Genomic DNA, 18,375 nt, shown 5'->3' with positions numbered 1-18,375 from the left:
ATTTCGAACCTGGGCTCGCGTAGATCGTTGCACCTCAGCGACGGATCGGCTGCTGTTCTTTCGAGGCGCCGCGCAATTCGGCGACTTCGCCGCGCAGTGCGCGCACCTCTTCGACGAGCACGCTGATCTCCCGGTCGGTGGCTTCGGCGGTGGCTTCGACGGCCTTGAGCTGGTCCATGACCCAGCTGGTCGTGGTACCGATCGCGAAGCTGATCAACCCGATGCCGAAGGTCATCAGGACCAACGAGATCAACCGGCCCTCGGTGGTGACGGGGTAGACGTCGCCGTATCCGACCGTGGTCACCGACACCGCCGACCACCACAGCGCGTCCCCGAAGTTGGCGATCTTGCTGTCCGGCGCACCGTATTCCGCGTCGAAGAACGCCAGACTGCACAGCAGCAGCGTCAACAGCGAACTGGCGCCGACGAAGATGGCCATCCGGGCCCGGGTCCGGGTACTCCGATTCAGGGTGTCCAGCAGCAGTAGCGCCGCTCGCAGCAACCGCAGCGGCCGGAACGGCGGCAGCAGCACGATCAACAGCTCGACCGGATGGGTGCGCAGGAACCGCCACCGATCGCCGGACAACCACACCCGGATCGCGAAGTCCGCCGCGAACAGCGTCCAGATCGCGATATCGACCCTGGCAAGCCAGGAATCGAGCACCGGCGAGACCCCGGTGTCGAGCACGTGCCAGGCGTACACGCCGAGAAAGGCCAACGCGAGCAGCATCATCGGGACACTGGTGGTCCGCTCCCACGCTTGCCTGCGACTGAGCGGGGTTTGAGTTTCGGGCATAGCGAACTACCTGCAATCGATCCGGAGCGGCGCCGTTCGCACCGCTCCGCAGACGCTACTGCCAGGACGAACACGAATGGCACGGAACCCTTGGTTCCGTGCCATTCGGTGGCTATTCGTCTCGGCCGACGCCGAACCTGCGGCGGATCGGGAACGAGGCCAGATATCCGAGGATCAACGCGCCGCCGATCACACCGGTCCCGATCAACGCCACATTGCGCGCCGTATGGTCCGGCGGTGCCGGTGCCTTCGGCACCGCGAGCTGCTGACTCTTGGCCGGCGTCGGGCGTTTGGGCGGCAGGTCGGCGGTCACCACTTCGGTCAGCGCCGCGATCGGGTCGACCGCGCCGTAACCGACGTACTTGTTCCATCCTTCGGCGGGCGCGTGCGCGGTCGCCTGGATCCGCTTCATCACCTCGCGCGCGCTCAATTCCGGGAACCGGGCCCGCACCAGCGCGACCACGCCGGACACGATCGGCGCCGCGAAGCTGGTGCCGCTGATCGCGCCCTGCGTGCCACGCTCGTCGAGTTTGCCCAGGGCCGTGCCCCATTGGCCCTTGTCGTCCTGAATCGGGTTGAGCGAGGTCATGTTCTCGCCGGGTGCGGCGACGCTCAGCCACGGGCCGGCCACGGTGAACTTCGAGGGCGCACCGTTGGAATCGATGGAGCCGACCGACAGCACGTACTCGTCCCAGCGGGCCGGGGAGACGTTCATGCTGGTCTTGTCCCACGGATCCGCGGTGGGATCGAGCGGATCGATGACCTTGTTCTCGGTCTTGCAGGTGTCGGTATTGCCCGCCGCCGCAACGACGACCACGTTCTGATCGACCGCGTATTGCAGCGCCGCGCCGATCGCGCCGTCGACGTCGTTCTGCGGGCCGCACCAGACCTCGGAGATATTGATGATGGTGGCGCCCTTTTGCACCGCGCGCACGATCGCCGAGGCCATGGTCGCGAGATTGCCGTAGCCCTCGGGCAATTCGTCGGGACTCTTGTCCCGCGACGCGCCTTCCTTCTGATACTTGGTGCTGGTCTGCCGGATCGTCATGATCTGGGCTTCCGGGGCAACCCCGGCGAAGCCTTGACCTTCCACCTGCGACGCCGCGATCAAGCCTGCGACGAAAGTGCCGTGCGCGTCGCAATCCTCGGTGCCGTCACCGGCGTTCGCGACGTAGTCGCCCTCGGCCCGCAGCCCGGGCAGCCGCGGGTGCCGCACCACGCCGGTGTCGATCACCGCGACGACCTGTCCCGCGCCTTTGGAGAACTTCCAGGCCCGCTCCAGATCCAGGGACCGTTGCGCGGTGGGGATCGAGGTCCCCTCGCCGCCCTTCACGGTGCTGTTGCAGGTGCCGCTGGACGGTCGCTCCGTCTTGTCGCGCGGCGCCGCCGGGTCGCCCGCGGGCAACAGGCTCGGATTCACCGTGGGCGGCCGTTCCGCGTGTGCCACACCGACATTCGCGCCGATGCCGAACGACGCGCTCAGCCCCAGCGTGGCCGCGACCGCGGCGACCCGTAGCGGCCGCTTCACAGCCCGCGCACGAGCGAGTAGAGCGAGGCCACCCAGAACACCAACGGCAGCACGGCGGCCACGAAGGCGTATTCGAGCAGCTCGACACCACGGCGCATCGGCGGGGTGGCTTCCTGGTTCGGGATGATGATGCCGAGGATCAGCGCCACCACCAGGATCAGCATGGCCGCGCCGAAGATCGCCAGCGGCATCTCCATCTCCATACCGGCGCCGGTCAGCATGATCAGCACGATGGACGCGCCGCCCACGATGAGCACCACGGCCTGCTCCGCGCCCGCGTAGGTGCGGCTGCGGAACATCAGCACGGCCGCGCAGACCAGGGCCAGGGAGATACCGGGCCAGTAAGCGCCCTTCGATTCCGGATCGGTGCCGGCAAGCGCGCCGACCACGGTGACAAACGTGGTCGCGGTGACCAGGCCGCCGAGGTACATGCGGGCGCGTTCGGACTTCTGCCGCAGCGCCTCCATGGTGGGCAGCGCGCGGTGGTCGTCCGGGTCGTCCTCGGTCGGGTCGATCGGGGTGCCGGGGGAGGGAACAGGCGGCAGCGGCAGCTTCGACAGCGCCATCGAGATCCGCGGCGAGAGCGACAGGCCCGCGAGGCCGAGCGCCGCGGCGACCGCGCCGATCGCCTTGGTCGACTGATCGGTGAGCAATCCGACCAGCGCGGCCGGCACCGCGTACACCGCGAGGGTGGCCGTGCCGATGAACAGCGCCAGCCCGACGCCGGTCACGCGCCAGGCGAGAATGGCGGTCGCGCCGAGCAATACCGAGCCGAGCAGCAGATGCGCCCAGCCGTAGTGATCGGGAACGTAGAGCATGCCCGCCGTGAACGCCGCGGGCAGAGCGCAGCCGCCGAGCACCAGCGCCGTGGCGGTGTCGCCGTACATCCGGCTGAACACCATGCCCGCCACGACCAGCAGGATCGCAACGCCCAGCGCGATCGATCCGCTGACCCACTCCGGCATCGAACCGGGCGACATGAGCAGGCCGAGGCAGCCGACGATCATCGTCACCGCGGCCAGCACCGAACCGGTGATCCGCGCGGTCTTGGGCGTCCAGCTGCGGTAGTGGTCGGCGTCGGCGATCGCGACGTTGTACATGATGTCGTCGAAGAGCGGCACCGGCGCGGTGTGCGAGGCCGACTCGAGCATGAGCAGCTCGCCGTCGCGGACGCCGTGCTCCCCGAGGCTCAGCGAGTTGGAGAAGGGCGGATGCCCGATCCTGGCCAGCACCCATTCGGCGGGCTCGAAGCGCTCGCCCTCGTTGTCGAAGTCGTTGGAACGGCTGTGCTGGGCGACCATATCGACGACGCTGGGAATCACCAGGGCGACCGGCACGTCCACCGGAATCGCCATGTCCACCTGGGTGTGCTTCGCCAGGATGGTGACCCGAGCCAGGTCCGGCGCGCGGACGATACCGCGCGAGGAATCTTCTTCGATGTGGTCAAGTCGCGCGTGCGTCAAGCTTCCCCCAAATCGGTATAACCTCTGTCTTTCCGCATGCCCGCGCGCAGGGGGCGAGCTTGCGAACCCATCATCTGGGCAGCAGAATGCTGGTCGAACTCTACGACATGTCGACGGTGGCCTCTACACTGAGGCCGAAGTTGTAAGCTTTCAAGAGGGGGATTCGCTTCAGCATGAGTACGGTGAGGTTCCAGCGGCGTGCGCGTCGTGAGATGCCACGCACGCCTGGCGGCGAAGTCACGCTGCAGCCACCACCGGAAATCCCCCGGGTGACACCGGGCAATCTGCTCATGAAGCTGATGCCCGTCGTGATGATCATCGGCATGGTCGGCATGATGGCCCTGCTCATCACCAACCAGGGTGGTCTGGGTTCCATCGGCTCCAACCCGATGACCATGATGTTCCCGCTCATGATGATGTTCTCCATGGTCGGCATGTTCGCCGGTCAGGGCGGCGGCAAGGGCCAGAAGGCGGCCGAGGCCAACGAGGACCGCAAGGACTACCTGCGCTACCTCGATCAGGTCCGCCGCGATGTCAACGAAACCGCCACTCAGCAGCGCGCTTCGGTGGAGTGGAGCCATCCCGAGCCCGCGCTGATCTGGATGCTCGCCGGCACCAGCCGCATGTGGGAGCGCCGCGCCGGCGACAAAGACTTCTGCCACGCGCGGATCGGCATCGGCGGTCAGCGCCTGGCCACCCGCCTGGTCGCGCCCGAGACCGGTCCGGTCGAAGAGCTGGAACCCATTGCGGCAGTGTCGCTCCGGCGCTTCGTGCGCGCGCACTCCACGGTTCCGGATCTGCCCACCGCCATCGCGGTGAAGGGCTTCGCGACCATCGCCCTGGACGGCGATCGCGCCGAGGCCCGCGACATGACGCGCGCGATGCTGTTGCAGCTGTGCATGTTCCAGGCCCCCGACCAGGTGCTGGTCGCCATCGTGGCGGGCCCGGATACCGCGCGCGAGTGGGAGTGGACCAAGTGGCTCCCGCACACCCAGCACCCGGATGCCCAGGACGGCATCGGCACCCAGCGCATGTTCTACGGCTCCATCCGTGAAGCGATGGCCGGCCTGCATCCGCTGCTGGCCACCCGCGTGCGCTACTCCCGGAACCAGCCCGCCAACGCGAATCTGGTGCATATCGTCATCGTCGTCGACGGCGGCCTGCTCGAGGCCGAGGACGATCAGCTGCGCGAGTCCGGCTACGAGGGCGTCACCATCATCGACCTGTGCGCTTACGCTCCGCGCCTGGCGGTTTCGCGCGGCATCAAGATGGTCATCGAGAACGGTGAGTGCATCGGCCGCGGCGCCACCGGCAACCAGGAACGTTTCGCCACGATCGACCGGATCAGCAGCCAGCAGGCCCAGCAGGTCGCGCGCCGCCTGGCGCCGTACCGGGCCGCCACCCAGAAGTCCTCGGACGTGGAATCCAGTGAGGCCGAGGTCATTTCGACCTGGGCGCAGCTGATGAGCCTGGGCGATATCGGTACCTTCAACCCCGAGCACGCCTGGCGTCCGCGCTACGGCCGCGAGCGCCTGCGCGTCGCCTTCGGCGTCGGCGCCGACGGCCTGCCCGTGGAGCTCGACATCAAGGAAGCCGCGGAAAGCGGTATGGGCCCGCACGGCCTCTGCATCGGTGCGACCGGTTCCGGTAAGTCGGAATTCCTGCGCACCCTGGTGCTTTCGCTGCTGGCCACACACTCGCCGGATCAGCTGAACCTGGTCCTGGTCGACTTCAAGGGTGGTGCGACCTTCCTCGGTCTGGACGGCGTCCCGCACGTGGCCGCGGTCATCACGAACCTCGAAGAGGAAGCCGACCTCGTCGACCGTATGCGTGACGCCCTGGCCGGTGAGATGAACCGCCGCCAGGAAGTGCTGCGCCAGGCCGGCAACTTCGCCAACGTCTCCGAATACGAGAAGGCCCGCGCCGCCGGCGCCGACCTGGACCCGCTGCCCGCGCTGTTCGTGGTGCTCGACGAGTTCTCCGAATTGCTCACCCAGCACCCGGATTTCGCGGAACTGTTCGTGATGATCGGCCGCCTGGGCCGCTCGCTGCACGTGCACCTGCTGCTCGCCTCGCAGCGCCTGGAGGAGGGCAAGCTCAAGGGCCTGGAGTCGCACCTGTCCTACCGGATCGGTCTGAAGACGTTCTCCGCCAACGAATCCCGTCAGGTCCTCGGCGTCCCCGACGCCTACAACCTGCCCGGCGTCCCCGGTGGCGGTTACCTCAAGTCCGACTCGGGCGAGATCCAGCGCTTCCAGGCGTCCTACGTCTCCGGCCCCTACGTCGGTGGCGGTTCGCAGCGCGATGTCACCCAGGCGGGTGTCGCGGGCGGCGAAATCGATGTGAAGGCACGGCCTTTCACCGCTCATCACGTCGAGTTCCGGGCCATCGACCGGGTGCCGCTGCCCACCAGCTCCGCGGGCGAGGAAACCGAGCACATCAACGAAGACGGCGAGCAGATCTCCAACGTCAACATGCTTGTCTCGCGTATCAAGGGCCACGGCCGCCCCGCGCACGAGATCTGGCTGCCGCCGCTGGACGAGGCGCCCACCCTGGACGTCCTCAACCCGCGCTCCCTTCTCACCGGCGAGTTCTCGGCGATCGCGTCCCTGCGCGCGCCGATCGGCATCGTCGACCGTCCGTACGACCAGCGGCGTGACAACCTGATCGTCGACCTGGCCGGCGCCCGCGGCAACGTGGCCATCGTCGGTGGTCCGCAGTCCGGTAAGTCCACCGCGCTGCGCACGCTGATCATGTCGATGTCGATGACCCACACCGCCGAGCAGGTGCAGTTCTACTGCCTCGACTTCGGTGGCGGCACCCTGGCCAGCCTCGAGGGCCTGCCGCACGTCGGTTCGGTGGCCGGTCGCATGGACGAGGACAAGGTCCGGCGCACCATCGCCGAGATGACCGCGATCGTGCGTTCCCGCGAGCAGCGGTTCCGTGCGCTCAACATCGAATCGATGCAGGAGTTCCGGCGCCTGCGGTCCGTCGATCCCGCCAGCAGCCCGTCCGCCGCCGGCGCGCACGAGGACCCGTTCGGCGATGTCTTCCTGGTGATCGATGGCTTCGGCTCGATCCGCCAGGACTACGACCCGCTCGAGCAGCCGATCATGAACCTTGCGGTGCAAGGCCTTTCGTACGGCGTGCACGTCGTCATCGCACTGGCCCGCTGGGCCGAAGCCCGGCCGGCGCTCAAGGACCAGATCGGCACCCGCATCGAGCTGCGCCTCGGTGACCCGATGGACTCCGACTTCGGCCGCAAGTTCGCCGCCTTGGTCCCGCAGGGCCGCCCGGGTCGCGGTATGACCCCGGAAACCCTGCACATGCTGACCGGCCTGCCGCGGATCGATGGCAGCTCGGATCTGACCACCCTGGGTCAGGCTGTCGCCGAAGCGGTTTCGACCATCGCGCGGCTCACGCCCGGCCGGGCCGCGCCCGCCGCGCGCATGCTGCCCGAGCTGCTGCACCGCGATCAGCTGCTGCAGGCGGCGGGTAACTTCCCGGCACAGGTCGACCGGAGTCGCAGGAACATGCGGATCCCGATCGGCATCAACGAAGCCGAGCTGGCGCCGGTGTATCTCGATTTCAACGAGACACCACACTTGATCGTCATCGGTGACACCGAATCCGGGAAGACCACGCTCCTGCGCTCGATCATCGAGAGCATCGCGGCATCGAACACGCCGGACATGGCTCGGTTCATCGTCGGCGACTACCGGCGCGGCCTGCTCGGCATGATCCCGCAGGGCTACCAGGCCGCCTACGGCTCCACCGCGCCCCAGTTCACCCAGAACTTGGCCGATCTCGGCGCCTATCTGGAGAAACGCCAGGCTCCCGCCGATGTGACGCCGCAGCAGCTGCGCGAGCGTTCTTGGCTGACCGGCCCGGAACTGTACGTGATCATCGACGACTTCGATCTGGTCGTCACCTCCATGGGCGACCCGACCACGCCGCTGCTCGAGTACATCCCGCACGCCAGGGATGTCGGTTTCCACCTGATCATCGCCCGCCGGGCCGGCGGCGCGGCCCGCGCCATGTACGGCGGTGCGCTTTCGCGCATGAAGGATCTCGGATCCGCGGGTTTGCTGATGAGCACCCCGAAGGATGAGGGCGTGCTGATGGGCACCGTTCGCCCGGCCACGCTGCCCCCGGGCCGGGGCACCTACATCACCCGCAACTCCCAGGGCCTCATCCAGACGGCCTGGGCGCCGCAGGTCGAATGATGTCCCAGATCGAACTGGTCGTTACCGACACCCGGATCTGGGCTGTCGGTCCGACCACACACTGGAATGTGCCGCCCTCGGTGGTGCTGGGCAGCAACGGAAATCTGGTGGTCGGTGAGCCGCTCACGCCGCCGACCCAGGTGTCCTCGGCGGTGCAGTTCGTTCCGGCGGACCGCATCGCACTGCTGCCCCGGGTGCCCTCGGTCGTCGAATCGCTGACCAACGTCGTCGGCACCATCTTCGACAACCTCGGCGTAGCGGTGCCGTGCGATCAGGTGACGGTGGTGTGCCCGACCGAATGGGGCTCCGCCCGGCGCGGCATGCTCGACGACGCCGTGCGCCGCTTCGCGCGCGATGTCGTGTTCGAGGACATGGCATTTCGGGCCGTGTCGGCCGACGAAGGCACCGCCCGCAGCCGTCGCACCGTGGTCGTCGAATTCGGCATGGTGTCCACCACCGCGACCACCGTGGTGCGCAGCCACCAGGGCGTGCACATCGAGTCCACCGAATTCGAACCGGAACTCACCCTCGCCGGGAACGGCGTGGAACCCGGCGCCCTGGACCGCTTGGGTGAGCTGCTCAGCCGTCTGCTCGACGGCCGGCCCGTGGATGTCGTCCAAATCCTCGGTGTCTCCGACCCCGCCAAGCTCGACCTGATCAGGTCGGTAGCGCAGCAAACCTGCGGACCCGAGGTGGATCTGCGGCCGATCTCAGGAGTGGACTTGGTACGCGGCCCGCAGCAGGTCGAGCCGGAACGCCGGCCGGAGCCCCAGGCTCCGCCGGTGATGCCCTCCAACGAGTGGATGCAGCCCCTGCGCGAACGCGCGGCCGCCCAGCAGGCTCCTGCCCGCCGCAAGACCGCGCTGATATTCGGTTCTGCCGCAGCGGTTCTCGTGCTCGTCGTCGCCGCCATCACCGCTGCCGTGCTGATGGGCGGTTCCGATGAGGACCCTGGCACCGTCGCGGCGTCGACATCGGCGGTAGCCGCCACCAGCGCGGCCCCGCCGCCCGGCCCGTCCGGTAAGCCGGGCCCGTCGGACAAGCCCGCACCCCCGGGGCCTGAAGGCCAGGAGAAGTTCGGCAGCATCACCTTCGTCGGCCCGGATCTGTGGACCATCAAGCCCTCGGCCGACGGCAACAAAGTCGAACTGACTCCGTTCGACGGCACCAAACAGCGCCTCATCGTCACCCAGCGCAAGATCGCTCCCAATGCCGGGTACCAGCAGATCGCCGCCGACCTCGAAAACCAGATGAAGACCAAGCCGGCCCTCTCAGAACTGAAGCGGGACTACGTCTTCGGCGGCCGCTCCGGCCTCGGCTACACCGAGAAGCCCAGCGATGGTTCCACCGTGCGCTGGTTCGTGTTGGTGGAGTACGGGATTCAGGTCAATATCGGGTGCCAGTACCCAGGCGACGGCTGGAGCCAGCTGCAGGAAACCTGCGAGAAGTTCGCGGGGTCGGTTCACGTCGTCCCGCAATAGGCTACTCGGACAAAGTAATTCGGGCCCCCGGCGAATGCCGGGGGCCCGAATTGTCAGTGCTCAGCTCAGAAGAGCTTCGACAGCGCGGTGTCGGTGTTCTGCAGCTCCGAGTTGCCGGACTGAACCAGCGAACCGGCGCCGCTCAGGGTCTGCTGAAGCGAGGCGGTCTGCTGCTGCCACTGCGCCTGCATGGCCTGGAACGCATCGTTCGCGGCACCGGCGCCGTAGGTCTGAACGTACTCCTCAACCTTCTTGTGGAAGGCTTCGAGGTCGGAACTGATCCCTTCGGCGCGCGTGATGATCTGCTTCGCGCCTTCTTCAACACCCGCGAAATTAGCGGAAAGCGGCTTGGACATAACTTCGGCTCCTTGTACCTGATTGATTCGGGGAAGGCTTAGACGGCAGGCAGGTCGAGGCTGGAAACCTGAGCCTGGATCTTCGAGGAGAAGGAATCATCCTCGTCCTGGAAGGACCCGCTCATCTTGACAAGCTTTTCCGACGTCTCCATCAGCTTGTCGTTCATCTTGTCGGCCTGGAAGTAGTAGCGCTCCATGAACGCGTTGAACGCGTCACGGGCCTGGCCGTTCCAGTTGGCACCGTTGGTGACGTTGTCCTCGTCGGTCTTCAGCTGCTTGATGGCAGCCGCGAGCGACGCGTGCTGTTCCTGGAATTCCTTGGCCTTCTGCGCGATGATTGTCGCATCAGCCTTCAATTCTCCCGCCATTGCGGCTTCCTCCTCCTGCTCACTGTCAACTGCCCGAAGTGTGCGTTGACCCTGTTCATATGATTGGACGCGTCCTGGGTCCGATCGGTTCCATCGAGTTCGGAAACTTTTGACGGAGCTGCGGCCCGGAGCGAAGTCGACCAGCTACACCGAGGACGGGGGTCTAGATGAGATCCCCCCGGACATCTCGACCGCGGTGCCGTCGCATCGGTCGCCAGCCAGCGTGAGTTCCCCTCCTTCCCCCTGCTCGCTACAACTTGTCCGCGAGTGGGCTGGCTGCGCATCACCCTACCCAATGCGATCTCGTCGCGCTACAGCGATTGTCGAGCACAATGGCAGCAATCCGCAGGTCACCGTGTTGGGAACGCGCTGTACGCAGTGCCGGCGCCGCGATGCGCTGCGGGGGAGTCCTACTTCACAACTTTCGCGATGACCGGCACCAATTTTTCGACGAGTACGCCCGTCGATTGGTCGGTCCAGACCTGAAAGGCCTGCACGGTAGACAGATCGTCGACGATCACGATCTTGGCGGAGCTGTTCGCGATCCCGCTCGGCAGTCCGCGGAAGCCGCCGTTTCCGGCATCCTTGTCGGTTCGGAAAACGATGACGACCTCGGAATCGATGTCCGACGACGACGCGTTGACCGACAGCTGCCGCGGTGACTTCTCATCGCCGACCGCCTTGTACTTGTTGCTGAACCGGAAGCCGATATCGGTCAGGAACTTGGATTGCGAGCTCGGATTCAACACCGCCGACAGGGTCGCGTTGCCGTAGTTGAACGCGGTGACCGTCTTACCGTCGAACGCCGGATTCTGTGCGCGGACATCGGCCAGCGTCGTCCCGCCGGAGGTCGGCTCGGGCCTGGTCAGAAAGAACGTGCCCGCTGCGACAGCGATTGCTACAACTACACCGATGACAGCGGGCAGCAAGAACTTCCGCGCCCGCGACGACTGGCCGGAATGCCCGTTTCGCGCTGTTTCCACCAGGGCCTGATCGGTTCGTTCCGATTGCGTCGGCTGCGAGGCGGCCGCACCCCGCGGGTCAGTGTGGGGCGGGTACGAGTTGTACGGGGGGACCGGTGTGTGTGGCTCGGTCAGATGCGAGGCCGCAGGAGTATGCGGATCGGAGGAATAGGTCGGCAGTGTGGCGCGCGGATCCGTCTCGTAACCGGGGGCCCGAAGGTGCGCCGAGGTCCCGAACAAGGCGGCCTGCGCATCCAGGATGAACTCCCGGCAGGTGCGGTACCGATCGGCAGGGTCCTTGGCCATGACCTTCTCGATCACGCCATCGAGGGCGGGTGGCAGGCCGGGACGGACCGTACTGATCTTTGGTGGCGGCTCGTGCAGGTGACCCATCATCACGACCGCCGGCATGGTCGACGGATACGGATTCTGCCCGGTGACGAGCTTGTAGAAGGCGCAGCCCAGGCTGTAGATATCGGCCCGCGGATCCAGGCTGGTGCCGACCAGCTGCTCCGGTGGCGCATAAGCCACGGTGGCCATGAACTTTCCGGTCTGGGTGAGATCCTGGCCGTCCTCGGCGGACTTGGCGACACCGAAGTCGGTGAGCAGCACGCGCTCCTCATCGCCTTCTTCAGGCGCGGACAGTAGGAAGTTGGCTGGTTTCACGTCGCGATGCAGCAGCCCGCGTCGATGCGCGTAGTCCAAGCCCTTGCCGACTTCGGAGACGATGCGCAGCGCACGCTGCGGCGTCATGACCGACGGCCCCTTCTTCGCCTCCTCGGCGGCGTCCGTCCCCTCGATGTACTGCATCGCGATCCAGAGCTGGCCGTCCTCCTCGCCGCGGTTGTAGACCGCGACGATGTTCGGATGGTCCAGCCCCGCAGCCAGATTGGCTTCCCGCTCGAACCGGGCGCGGAACTCGGCATCCTCGGACAGTTCGGAACTGAGGACCTTCAAGGCGTCGCGACGAGGCAGGATCGGATTCTGCGCCAGGTACACCGTGCCCATGCCGCCGCTGCCCAGCTGCTGAATTACCCGGTACCCACCCACGATTGCGCCGGGCCGCAACGCCATTCGGTCCTCCTAACGATGTCGAACGCCACGAGCGTTCCGGAGAAATCTAGCAAGCCGCCGCTCGGGATACGACTCGCAATGCAGGTCCCGAGGCCGTCAGACCCCGTTCGCGAGCAGGATGTATTGCGCGGATGTTCGTTGGTGGACGCCCTGCACATTCGCGTGTGGCACACGCGCGACATAGCGGCCCACCGTTATCCAGCAGACGTGCTTACTGGTGTACACGTATTTGTCGGTGAGTTCGAGGCACTGCGCTCCGGGCAGGTTCGGGGGGCTTTCGATCGGGGCGTACTGGTCGGCGGACTGCGCCTGTAGTGCCGCGCTCAGGCGCGTCGCACTCGCGGCATCCCGCGCGCGGTAGACCCGGGTGCCCGCGATTGTCACATAGTCCACGCCGGAATCCTCGAATGCGGCCTTCGCGAGATTCGGCTTGTTCTCGATGTGCAGCGCCGCTTGTCCGGGATAGAGCGCCGAAGGGTCCATCCCGCCGGATCGCTGGCCTTCCTCCATCGGCAGCGTGCGACTGAGCAGCCCGTCGACATCCAGCGGCAGGGACCGCACCTGGTCCGCCGGCGTCGGTGCGAAGTTCTGCAGCGCCGCGATCTGCGCGTCGAAGATCCGCTGCGCGAGCGTGGCCAAGTTGCCCGGGTCGAAGGGGCGGGTCAGTGGATCGTTGATTTCCACATGAAGTACCAGATCGCCGTGCGCCAGCCAGGCGCTCAGCCAGGGGTCGAGTATCGCGTGCTCGGCCAGTGCGGTGGCCCGCGCCGCAGGGTGATTCGGGATCGTGACCGGGTCCCCGGTCATCCTGTCGCCCAGCTGCCGCACCGCGGACGCGGCCTGATCGGCGGTCGAGAAGCGCAGCGTGTACAGCGTCGCGCGCAGGCCGAGCGACATATCGGCGCGGCGTAAACCCCTGGTATACCAGCCGGACAACAGACCCGGTGCGACGGCGTCGAATCCCTCGGGTGTCACCGGGGTGCCCAGGAAGCTCTCCACGTTCGGCGGGACGACCAGGCGGCTGACATACGTTGCCGGTTCGAAGACGAGCCGATTATCGATTTCCATCAGCAGTGGAGTCACGCTGGCGATGCGGATCGCTTCCAGCTTCAATCCGGTCGCATCGGTTCTCGATTGCTCGAGGTCGAGGGGAGTGGTCGGGTAGTTGCCCGGATCCAATTTCGATGTATCAACCTGCGGTGCAGCCGATGTCGGCTCGGCGTCGCCGCCGCACCCGCTCACCGCGAAAACCGCTGCCGCGAGCATTGCGGCTAACCGTCGCGCCATGTCCTCACTCACTCTTCGCCAGAATCGAGTATTGCGCGGCGACCCGCTCGAACATTCTGGGATCCGAACCCACACTGCTCCGTGCGATGCCCACGACCACCGCGACATACCGGCCGAATACGACCGCGCAGAGGACGTCGTGGTGGCGGTTGAAGTCGCGAGTATCCAAACGCAGGCAGCGTGCGTCGCGCAGATTGGCAGGCGGGTCGATGGGTTCATCGGTTCGCTCGGCGATGGTCAACGCGAGTTGTAAGCGGAAAGCCGCGGCGAGATCCCGAGTTCGATAGACCGTTCCCGCCTGGCGGCCGATCAAGTCGACGCCGCCTTCCTCGAATGCCTTGCGCACTTGCAATGGATTGCGCTCGAAGTGCAGCATCCCGGCGGGCTGATAGTGGCCGAAGTCGTCCTTGTCGAAGAACGGATCGCTGTAGTCCTTCGCGGGCGGAGCCGCACGCCGCAAGATTCCGTCGGGGTTCACCGGCAGGTCCAGCAGATCGTCGAGCGGCACCGGTTTCTGCTTGTCGAGCAGCGGGATCTGCAGGTCGAGCGCCTTCTTGAAGACGGCGGCGTGCGCGGCGGGATCCGGGTGCGGTAGTCCGGCATTGACCGCGATGACATAGGGACCGTGGGCCTGATAGACCGTCGCGTTGATATCAGCGACCGACGTGGCGCGTGCCTCGGGATAACCGTCGATGGGAATCGCGTGCGCCGTGCCGTCGGTATCGGCGATCCGGACGAACTCGTCCCTGGCATTCTTGCTGTCGGCTTCGGTGGCAAACCGCATCACCGAGATGATCAGGCGCTTCCGGCTACGCAGATTGCCATTGGTGCGCGAAACATAGACCCCCGCGAGCAGATCGAACTTCTCGGCTACCGGTTTGTACTGCTCGGGAAAGGCCTCGTCCACCAAACTGGCTGGATCGTTGAACAACCTGACCGTGCCTGGGCTGGTGATTTCACTGTCCACATCGAAGGGGTGCACCAGGAAGTCCAGCATCCGGCGCGATTCGATCAGCCGCACATCGGAGGCGTCGGTGAACCGGGGCTGGTAGGGCGCGGGTTCCTTGGTGAATCCGCCGGTCCGGAGAACTGCGACATCGACCGGTGACATCCCCGGCTCAGGGTGCCCGTCGATGACAGCCGAGCAGCCGGTCGTCAGCGCGAGAGTTATTGCGGCGCATGCCCACAAACGCTTCATCGTCGGACTGTCCTCAGTTGCTGGTGAGTAGCGCGTATTGGGCGGCGATTCGCTGATGCAGATCAGGGAGCTGCTTACTACGGGCCTGCACTACGTGGCGATCGACTCGAAGAATGCAGAGATGCCCTATCAAGGTCTGGCTCTCACCAGAACCAGCGTATTCGGCCAGGCATTCGGCCGTGTCTTCGAGACCTGACGGTGGGGCAACGAGCTTCTGGTTCTCGCCGATGTCCTTGGACAGTTTCCAGCTGTCCCAGAGTGCGTCGGCGCCCCTGGCTGTGCGGCTGCGAAACACCACTGCGCTGCCGAAGGATACGGTTTCGAGCTCCGCGCGCTCGAGCTCGGACAGGGTGTCGGGGCTAGGGCGAGAGAACACGGTCAAGGCGCCACGTCCGGTGTAGAAGCTATCCGGCTCGGGCCGGAACTGTGACTCCGGGTTGCCGGGCAAAGTTCGCCCCATGACGCCGAACGGGTCCAGCGGGATTCGGGAGAGCTCGGCCGCCGGTGTCGGGACGAACTTGCTCAGCAGGGGTATCTGCGCGTCGAGCAGTCTCTCGACCTGCCCGCTCAGGGCAGGCAGGTCGGGCGCCGCTGTGTCGTCCGTGACCTTGATGAAAATGACGTAGCGGTCGTGCACTGTCCAGGAACCGATGGACGATATGCCCGGGCGCCAGTGCGCGTAGGTACTCCCGTGCTTGGTGATCGAAACCGGTTGGTTGTCGGGGTTGTAGGTGAAGTCGTCGTGCTCCAGTGCTGGGCCGACCTCCTGGGCAGTCTTCGCATCGGGGAACATCAGCACCGCGATATTCGCCGTACGTTGCTTCTCGTCCACTGGAGCCGTGGACCACGCGTTCACCCAGCCGGCCACCAAATCCTTTGCTACATCATCGAAAGTGTCGTTGATGACCAGGTTGCCGAGGGTCTTCCGATTGAGCACGATGTGGGTTCGAATCCACACATCCTGTACGTAAGTGGGATCGGCCTCGTAGGGCAGGATGACGAAGTCGGCCAGCCGTTGGGCTTCCCGCGCGCGAGCTTGCCTGTCGTTCTTGGCATTCCCGATCTGTCGTGGCTTCGACTGATAGTTGCCGACATCGAGCTTCGAGATGTCGGGTTGTGCCCGAAGGGCAGTGCCGGATACGACCGAGCCACATGCGCCGACACCGACGGTCAGCATCGCCGCGAGGAGTATCGCCGTGATCGCCCGTGCTGGAATCGGTCTGTTGCTTTGCGTCATGTGTCTCCCCGTGACAACGAGTGATCTGTCCTATTTGTGGGCCAGCAGTTTGTACTGTGCGGCGGTTTTCTGATGCAGTTGTTGCACGTTCGGCGCAGTCATCGTCGCGACCATCCTGTCGTAGACCAGAAAACAGGTCGGTGCGAACCGTGACAAGTTGAGCTTCTTGTTCTTGGTTTCGAAACACTTCGCTCCGGGGAGATTCGGTGGGCTGTCTGCCGGAGTCCATCCGTCGAGCCGCTGGTCGATCAACGCGGCCATCAGACGTGTAGCGCTGTCGTTGTCGCGGGCTCGATACACGAGCGACGCGGAGTCCGCGACCAGATCGACACCGGCATCCGTGAATGCCGCGCTCGTGCGGGCCGGGAAGTGGGTGAAATGTAGTGCCGCTCGGCTGGGTTGCAGCGCCGAGGTGTCCACGCCATTCCGCATCTGCGTGTCTTCCAATGGCAGCGTGCGGCTGAGCATCCCGTCCACATCAATCGGCAGCGATGCGAGTTGGTCGGCTGGAGTCGGTACGTATTGCCGCAAGGCTTCGAGCTGCTGCTTGAAGAATTTTTGCGTGAATTCGATGAAGGGTGCTGGATCGAAGGGCTCGTTCATAGGGTCGTTGGCGTGCACGTACAGCGCCGTCGTGTCGTCGGTCAACCAAGCATCGAGGTAGTCCTTGCCTGCCGTTATTTTGGCGCGCGCATTGGGGAATCCGGGGATTGTGGCCGGTTCGCCGGGTGCGTTGGCCTGTTGCCTATCGGCGAGCAGCCGGACCGTTTTTTCCGCCTGTGCGGCGTCGGAGAACCGTATGATCACCGTCTCGACGGAGCTGGTCAGGGTGGAATGTGGCCGGCGTTCCGCGCTGGCTCCCCAGCCCGCCACTACCCCCTGCGCAAGTTCGCGGTATTCATCGCGAGTCAGCGAGGCGATACTGGGAGGAAGGTCGGAGGTGACTGGGCGTGCAGGTGTCACGAGACGTTGAAAGGCGTACCTGCCATCGATCTCGAAGGGCAGAAGAGCGGCGTTTCCGATCCGAATCGACTCCAGGAATGCGCCAGTGCGAGTCAACCGCAGCTTGTCGAGATCGCGAGGAATCGTCGGATAATTGCCGGAGTCGAGTATCGATACGTCAATCGCGACTGGGCCGGGGTCGCGATTGCCGTCGCCACACCCGGGAATCGCGACCAGTGCAAGGGATATCGCGGCACAAACGAAATTTCGGCGGCGCATGGATCGCTCACTCACTGTTCGCCAGCACGGAATACTGGGCCGCAGCTCGCGGGTACAGGTCTGGATTGATCCCACCGGCGAGTTTCGACTTGGTCATCACGATCGCAATGAAACGCCCATGGAGCACCGCACACAGCTCGTCGAAGTTGCGCACCACGTCGATCTGGTCCCGGCGGATGCAGCGAGTATCGGGCAGCCCGGGCGGAGATGGTAACTCCTCGTCGTTCCTTCCAGCCTTCGTGAGGACGGTTTGCAGACGGAACGCGGCTGCGAGGTCCCGGGACCGGTAGACGATCGCGCCTCGACGTCCGACCAGATCCACGCCACTCTCCTCGAACGCTTTCCGCACTTGCAGTGGATTGCGTTCGTAGTGCAGTGCGCCCGAAGGCTGCAGAGCTCCGAAGTCCTCGTCGCTGAAGAACGGATCGGTGGCATCAGTCGCCTTGGGGAGCGCCCGGCGCATGATGCTGTCCGGATCGACTGGAGAGTCGAGTACGTCATCGAATGCCGTGGGTTTGAACTGGGTCAGCCGGGCGAACTGTTCATCGATGGTCTTTTTGACGACTCCTGCCAGCCCGGTTTGGTCGGCTTGGGGGACACCGGCGTTCACCAGGAAGACGAACTGGTCGCGGGCAATGAACGAGATGGCGGTGATGTCGTCGGCCGATGAGGTGCTCGCAGTGGGGTGCCCGTCGATCGCGATCGGATGGCGATCCCCCTCGGCATCGGTGATGCGGGCCAAATCCGCCACCGCTTTCTGACTGATCGCGGCGGTCGGAAAGCGCAGCAGTGAGACGATCAGCTTCTTCCGTTTCCGGAGGTCGGCGTTGGTCCGGGAGACATAGACACCGAGAAGAAGGTTGTTCTCGACCAGCGCGGGCCGGTACTTGTCCGGGAGAACTTTGCTGATGAACGGCGACTCCGGCGAAGAGAACAACTCGATCTTGCCGACCTCCGTGATGTCATTGTCGATGTCGGTCGGCACCACGAGGTAGTTGAGGGTGCGATGCGCCTCGATATCCCGTACGTCCGCAAATGTGCCGAGATCGGGTTCGTACTCGGTGGGCTCCCGTGGGTGTGCCCCGGTCTTGAGCACAGTTAGATCAACCGGTGTCATCCCCGGCTGCGGATTGCCCGCGATGGTGGCAGACGAACACCCCACGCCCGCCACTGTCGCC

Annotated in this window: 13 protein-coding genes; 2 read left to right on the top strand and 11 right to left on the bottom strand. The window is 65.5% G+C overall.

Annotated elements, in window-relative coordinates:
* Positions 1 to 34 precede the first annotated feature (34 nt).
* The 3 genes from AB0M14_RS01420 to eccD all read right to left on the bottom strand — a co-directional run bounded on the left by AB0M14_RS01420 (position 35) and on the right by eccD (position 3,787).
* The gene (locus AB0M14_RS01420; protein ID WP_364987033.1) at positions 35 to 796 is read right to left on the bottom strand and encodes a potassium channel family protein; all 762 of its coding nucleotides are present in this window, start codon (positions 794 to 796) and stop codon (positions 35 to 37) included.
* 112 nt (positions 797 to 908) lie between these two features.
* On the bottom strand, positions 909 to 2,324 hold the full coding sequence (gene mycP / locus AB0M14_RS01415) for a type VII secretion-associated serine protease mycosin (protein WP_364987030.1): 1,416 nt from the start codon (positions 2,322 to 2,324) through the stop codon (positions 909 to 911).
* Positions 2,321 to 3,787: a type VII secretion integral membrane protein EccD gene (gene eccD, locus AB0M14_RS01410; protein ID WP_364987027.1), complete on the bottom strand. Its 1,467-nt coding sequence runs from the start codon at positions 3,785 to 3,787 to the stop codon at positions 2,321 to 2,323. Before eccD ends, mycP begins: the two co-directional genes overlap by 4 nt.
* Before the next feature lie 173 nt (positions 3,788 to 3,960).
* Here eccD and eccCa point away from each other — a divergent pair, with 173 nt between their 5' ends.
* Together eccCa and AB0M14_RS01400 are read left to right on the top strand one after the other, a co-directional pair.
* Positions 3,961 to 8,013 carry a type VII secretion protein EccCa gene (gene eccCa, locus AB0M14_RS01405; protein ID WP_364987024.1) on the top strand — a complete coding sequence of 1,351 codons (4,053 nt, stop codon included), beginning with the start codon at positions 3,961 to 3,963 and terminating at the stop codon, positions 8,011 to 8,013.
* Entirely contained in the window at positions 8,013 to 9,494 is a 1,482-nt protein-coding gene (locus tag AB0M14_RS01400; protein WP_364987021.1) for a type VII secretion-associated protein, read from the top strand. The genes eccCa and AB0M14_RS01400 overlap by 1 nt, the downstream gene beginning before the upstream one ends.
* 65 nt (positions 9,495 to 9,559) lie before the next feature.
* Here the strand turns inward: AB0M14_RS01400 and AB0M14_RS01395 are convergent, their stop codons facing one another.
* The 8 genes from AB0M14_RS01395 to AB0M14_RS01360 form a co-directional block, all read right to left on the bottom strand.
* On the bottom strand, positions 9,560 to 9,850 hold the full coding sequence (locus tag AB0M14_RS01395; RefSeq protein ID WP_364987018.1) for a WXG100 family type VII secretion target: 291 nt from the start codon (positions 9,848 to 9,850) through the stop codon (positions 9,560 to 9,562).
* 38 nt (positions 9,851 to 9,888) lie between these two features.
* Positions 9,889 to 10,218 carry a WXG100 family type VII secretion target gene (locus AB0M14_RS01390; RefSeq protein WP_364987015.1) on the bottom strand — a complete coding sequence of 110 codons (330 nt, stop codon included), beginning with the start codon at positions 10,216 to 10,218 and terminating at the stop codon, positions 9,889 to 9,891.
* 410 nt (positions 10,219 to 10,628) lie between these two features.
* A complete protein-coding gene (locus AB0M14_RS01385) occupies positions 10,629 to 12,254 on the bottom strand; it encodes a serine/threonine-protein kinase (RefSeq protein WP_364987012.1) in 1,626 nt (541 codons plus the stop codon).
* 96 nt (positions 12,255 to 12,350) lie between these two features.
* On the bottom strand, positions 12,351 to 13,541 hold the full coding sequence (locus AB0M14_RS01380) for a hypothetical protein (RefSeq protein WP_364987009.1): 1,191 nt from the start codon (positions 13,539 to 13,541) through the stop codon (positions 12,351 to 12,353).
* 4 nt (positions 13,542 to 13,545) lie between these two features.
* Positions 13,546 to 14,739 carry a hypothetical protein gene (locus AB0M14_RS01375; RefSeq protein WP_364987006.1) on the bottom strand — a complete coding sequence of 398 codons (1,194 nt, stop codon included), beginning with the start codon at positions 14,737 to 14,739 and terminating at the stop codon, positions 13,546 to 13,548.
* A gap of 13 nt (positions 14,740 to 14,752) precedes the next feature.
* Positions 14,753 to 15,976: a hypothetical protein gene (locus AB0M14_RS01370; protein ID WP_364987003.1), complete on the bottom strand. Its 1,224-nt coding sequence runs from the start codon at positions 15,974 to 15,976 to the stop codon at positions 14,753 to 14,755.
* 30 nt (positions 15,977 to 16,006) lie between these two features.
* Complete coding sequence (locus AB0M14_RS01365) at positions 16,007 to 17,212, bottom strand: hypothetical protein (protein WP_364987000.1); 1,206 nt, start codon at positions 17,210 to 17,212, stop codon at positions 16,007 to 16,009.
* Positions 17,205 to 18,368, bottom strand: coding sequence for a hypothetical protein (locus AB0M14_RS01360; protein WP_364986997.1), 1,164 nt, complete (start codon positions 18,366 to 18,368; stop codon positions 17,205 to 17,207). The genes AB0M14_RS01365 and AB0M14_RS01360 overlap by 8 nt, the downstream gene beginning before the upstream one ends.
* Between the last annotated feature and the right edge of the window lie 7 nt (positions 18,369 to 18,375).

It is taken from the genome of Nocardia sp. NPDC051832, assembly GCF_040681285.1.
GTDB lineage: Bacteria > Actinomycetota > Actinomycetes > Mycobacteriales > Mycobacteriaceae > Nocardia.
Note: the sequence above shows the minus strand (reverse complement) of the source record. Positions and strands in the feature narration are given on the sequence as shown.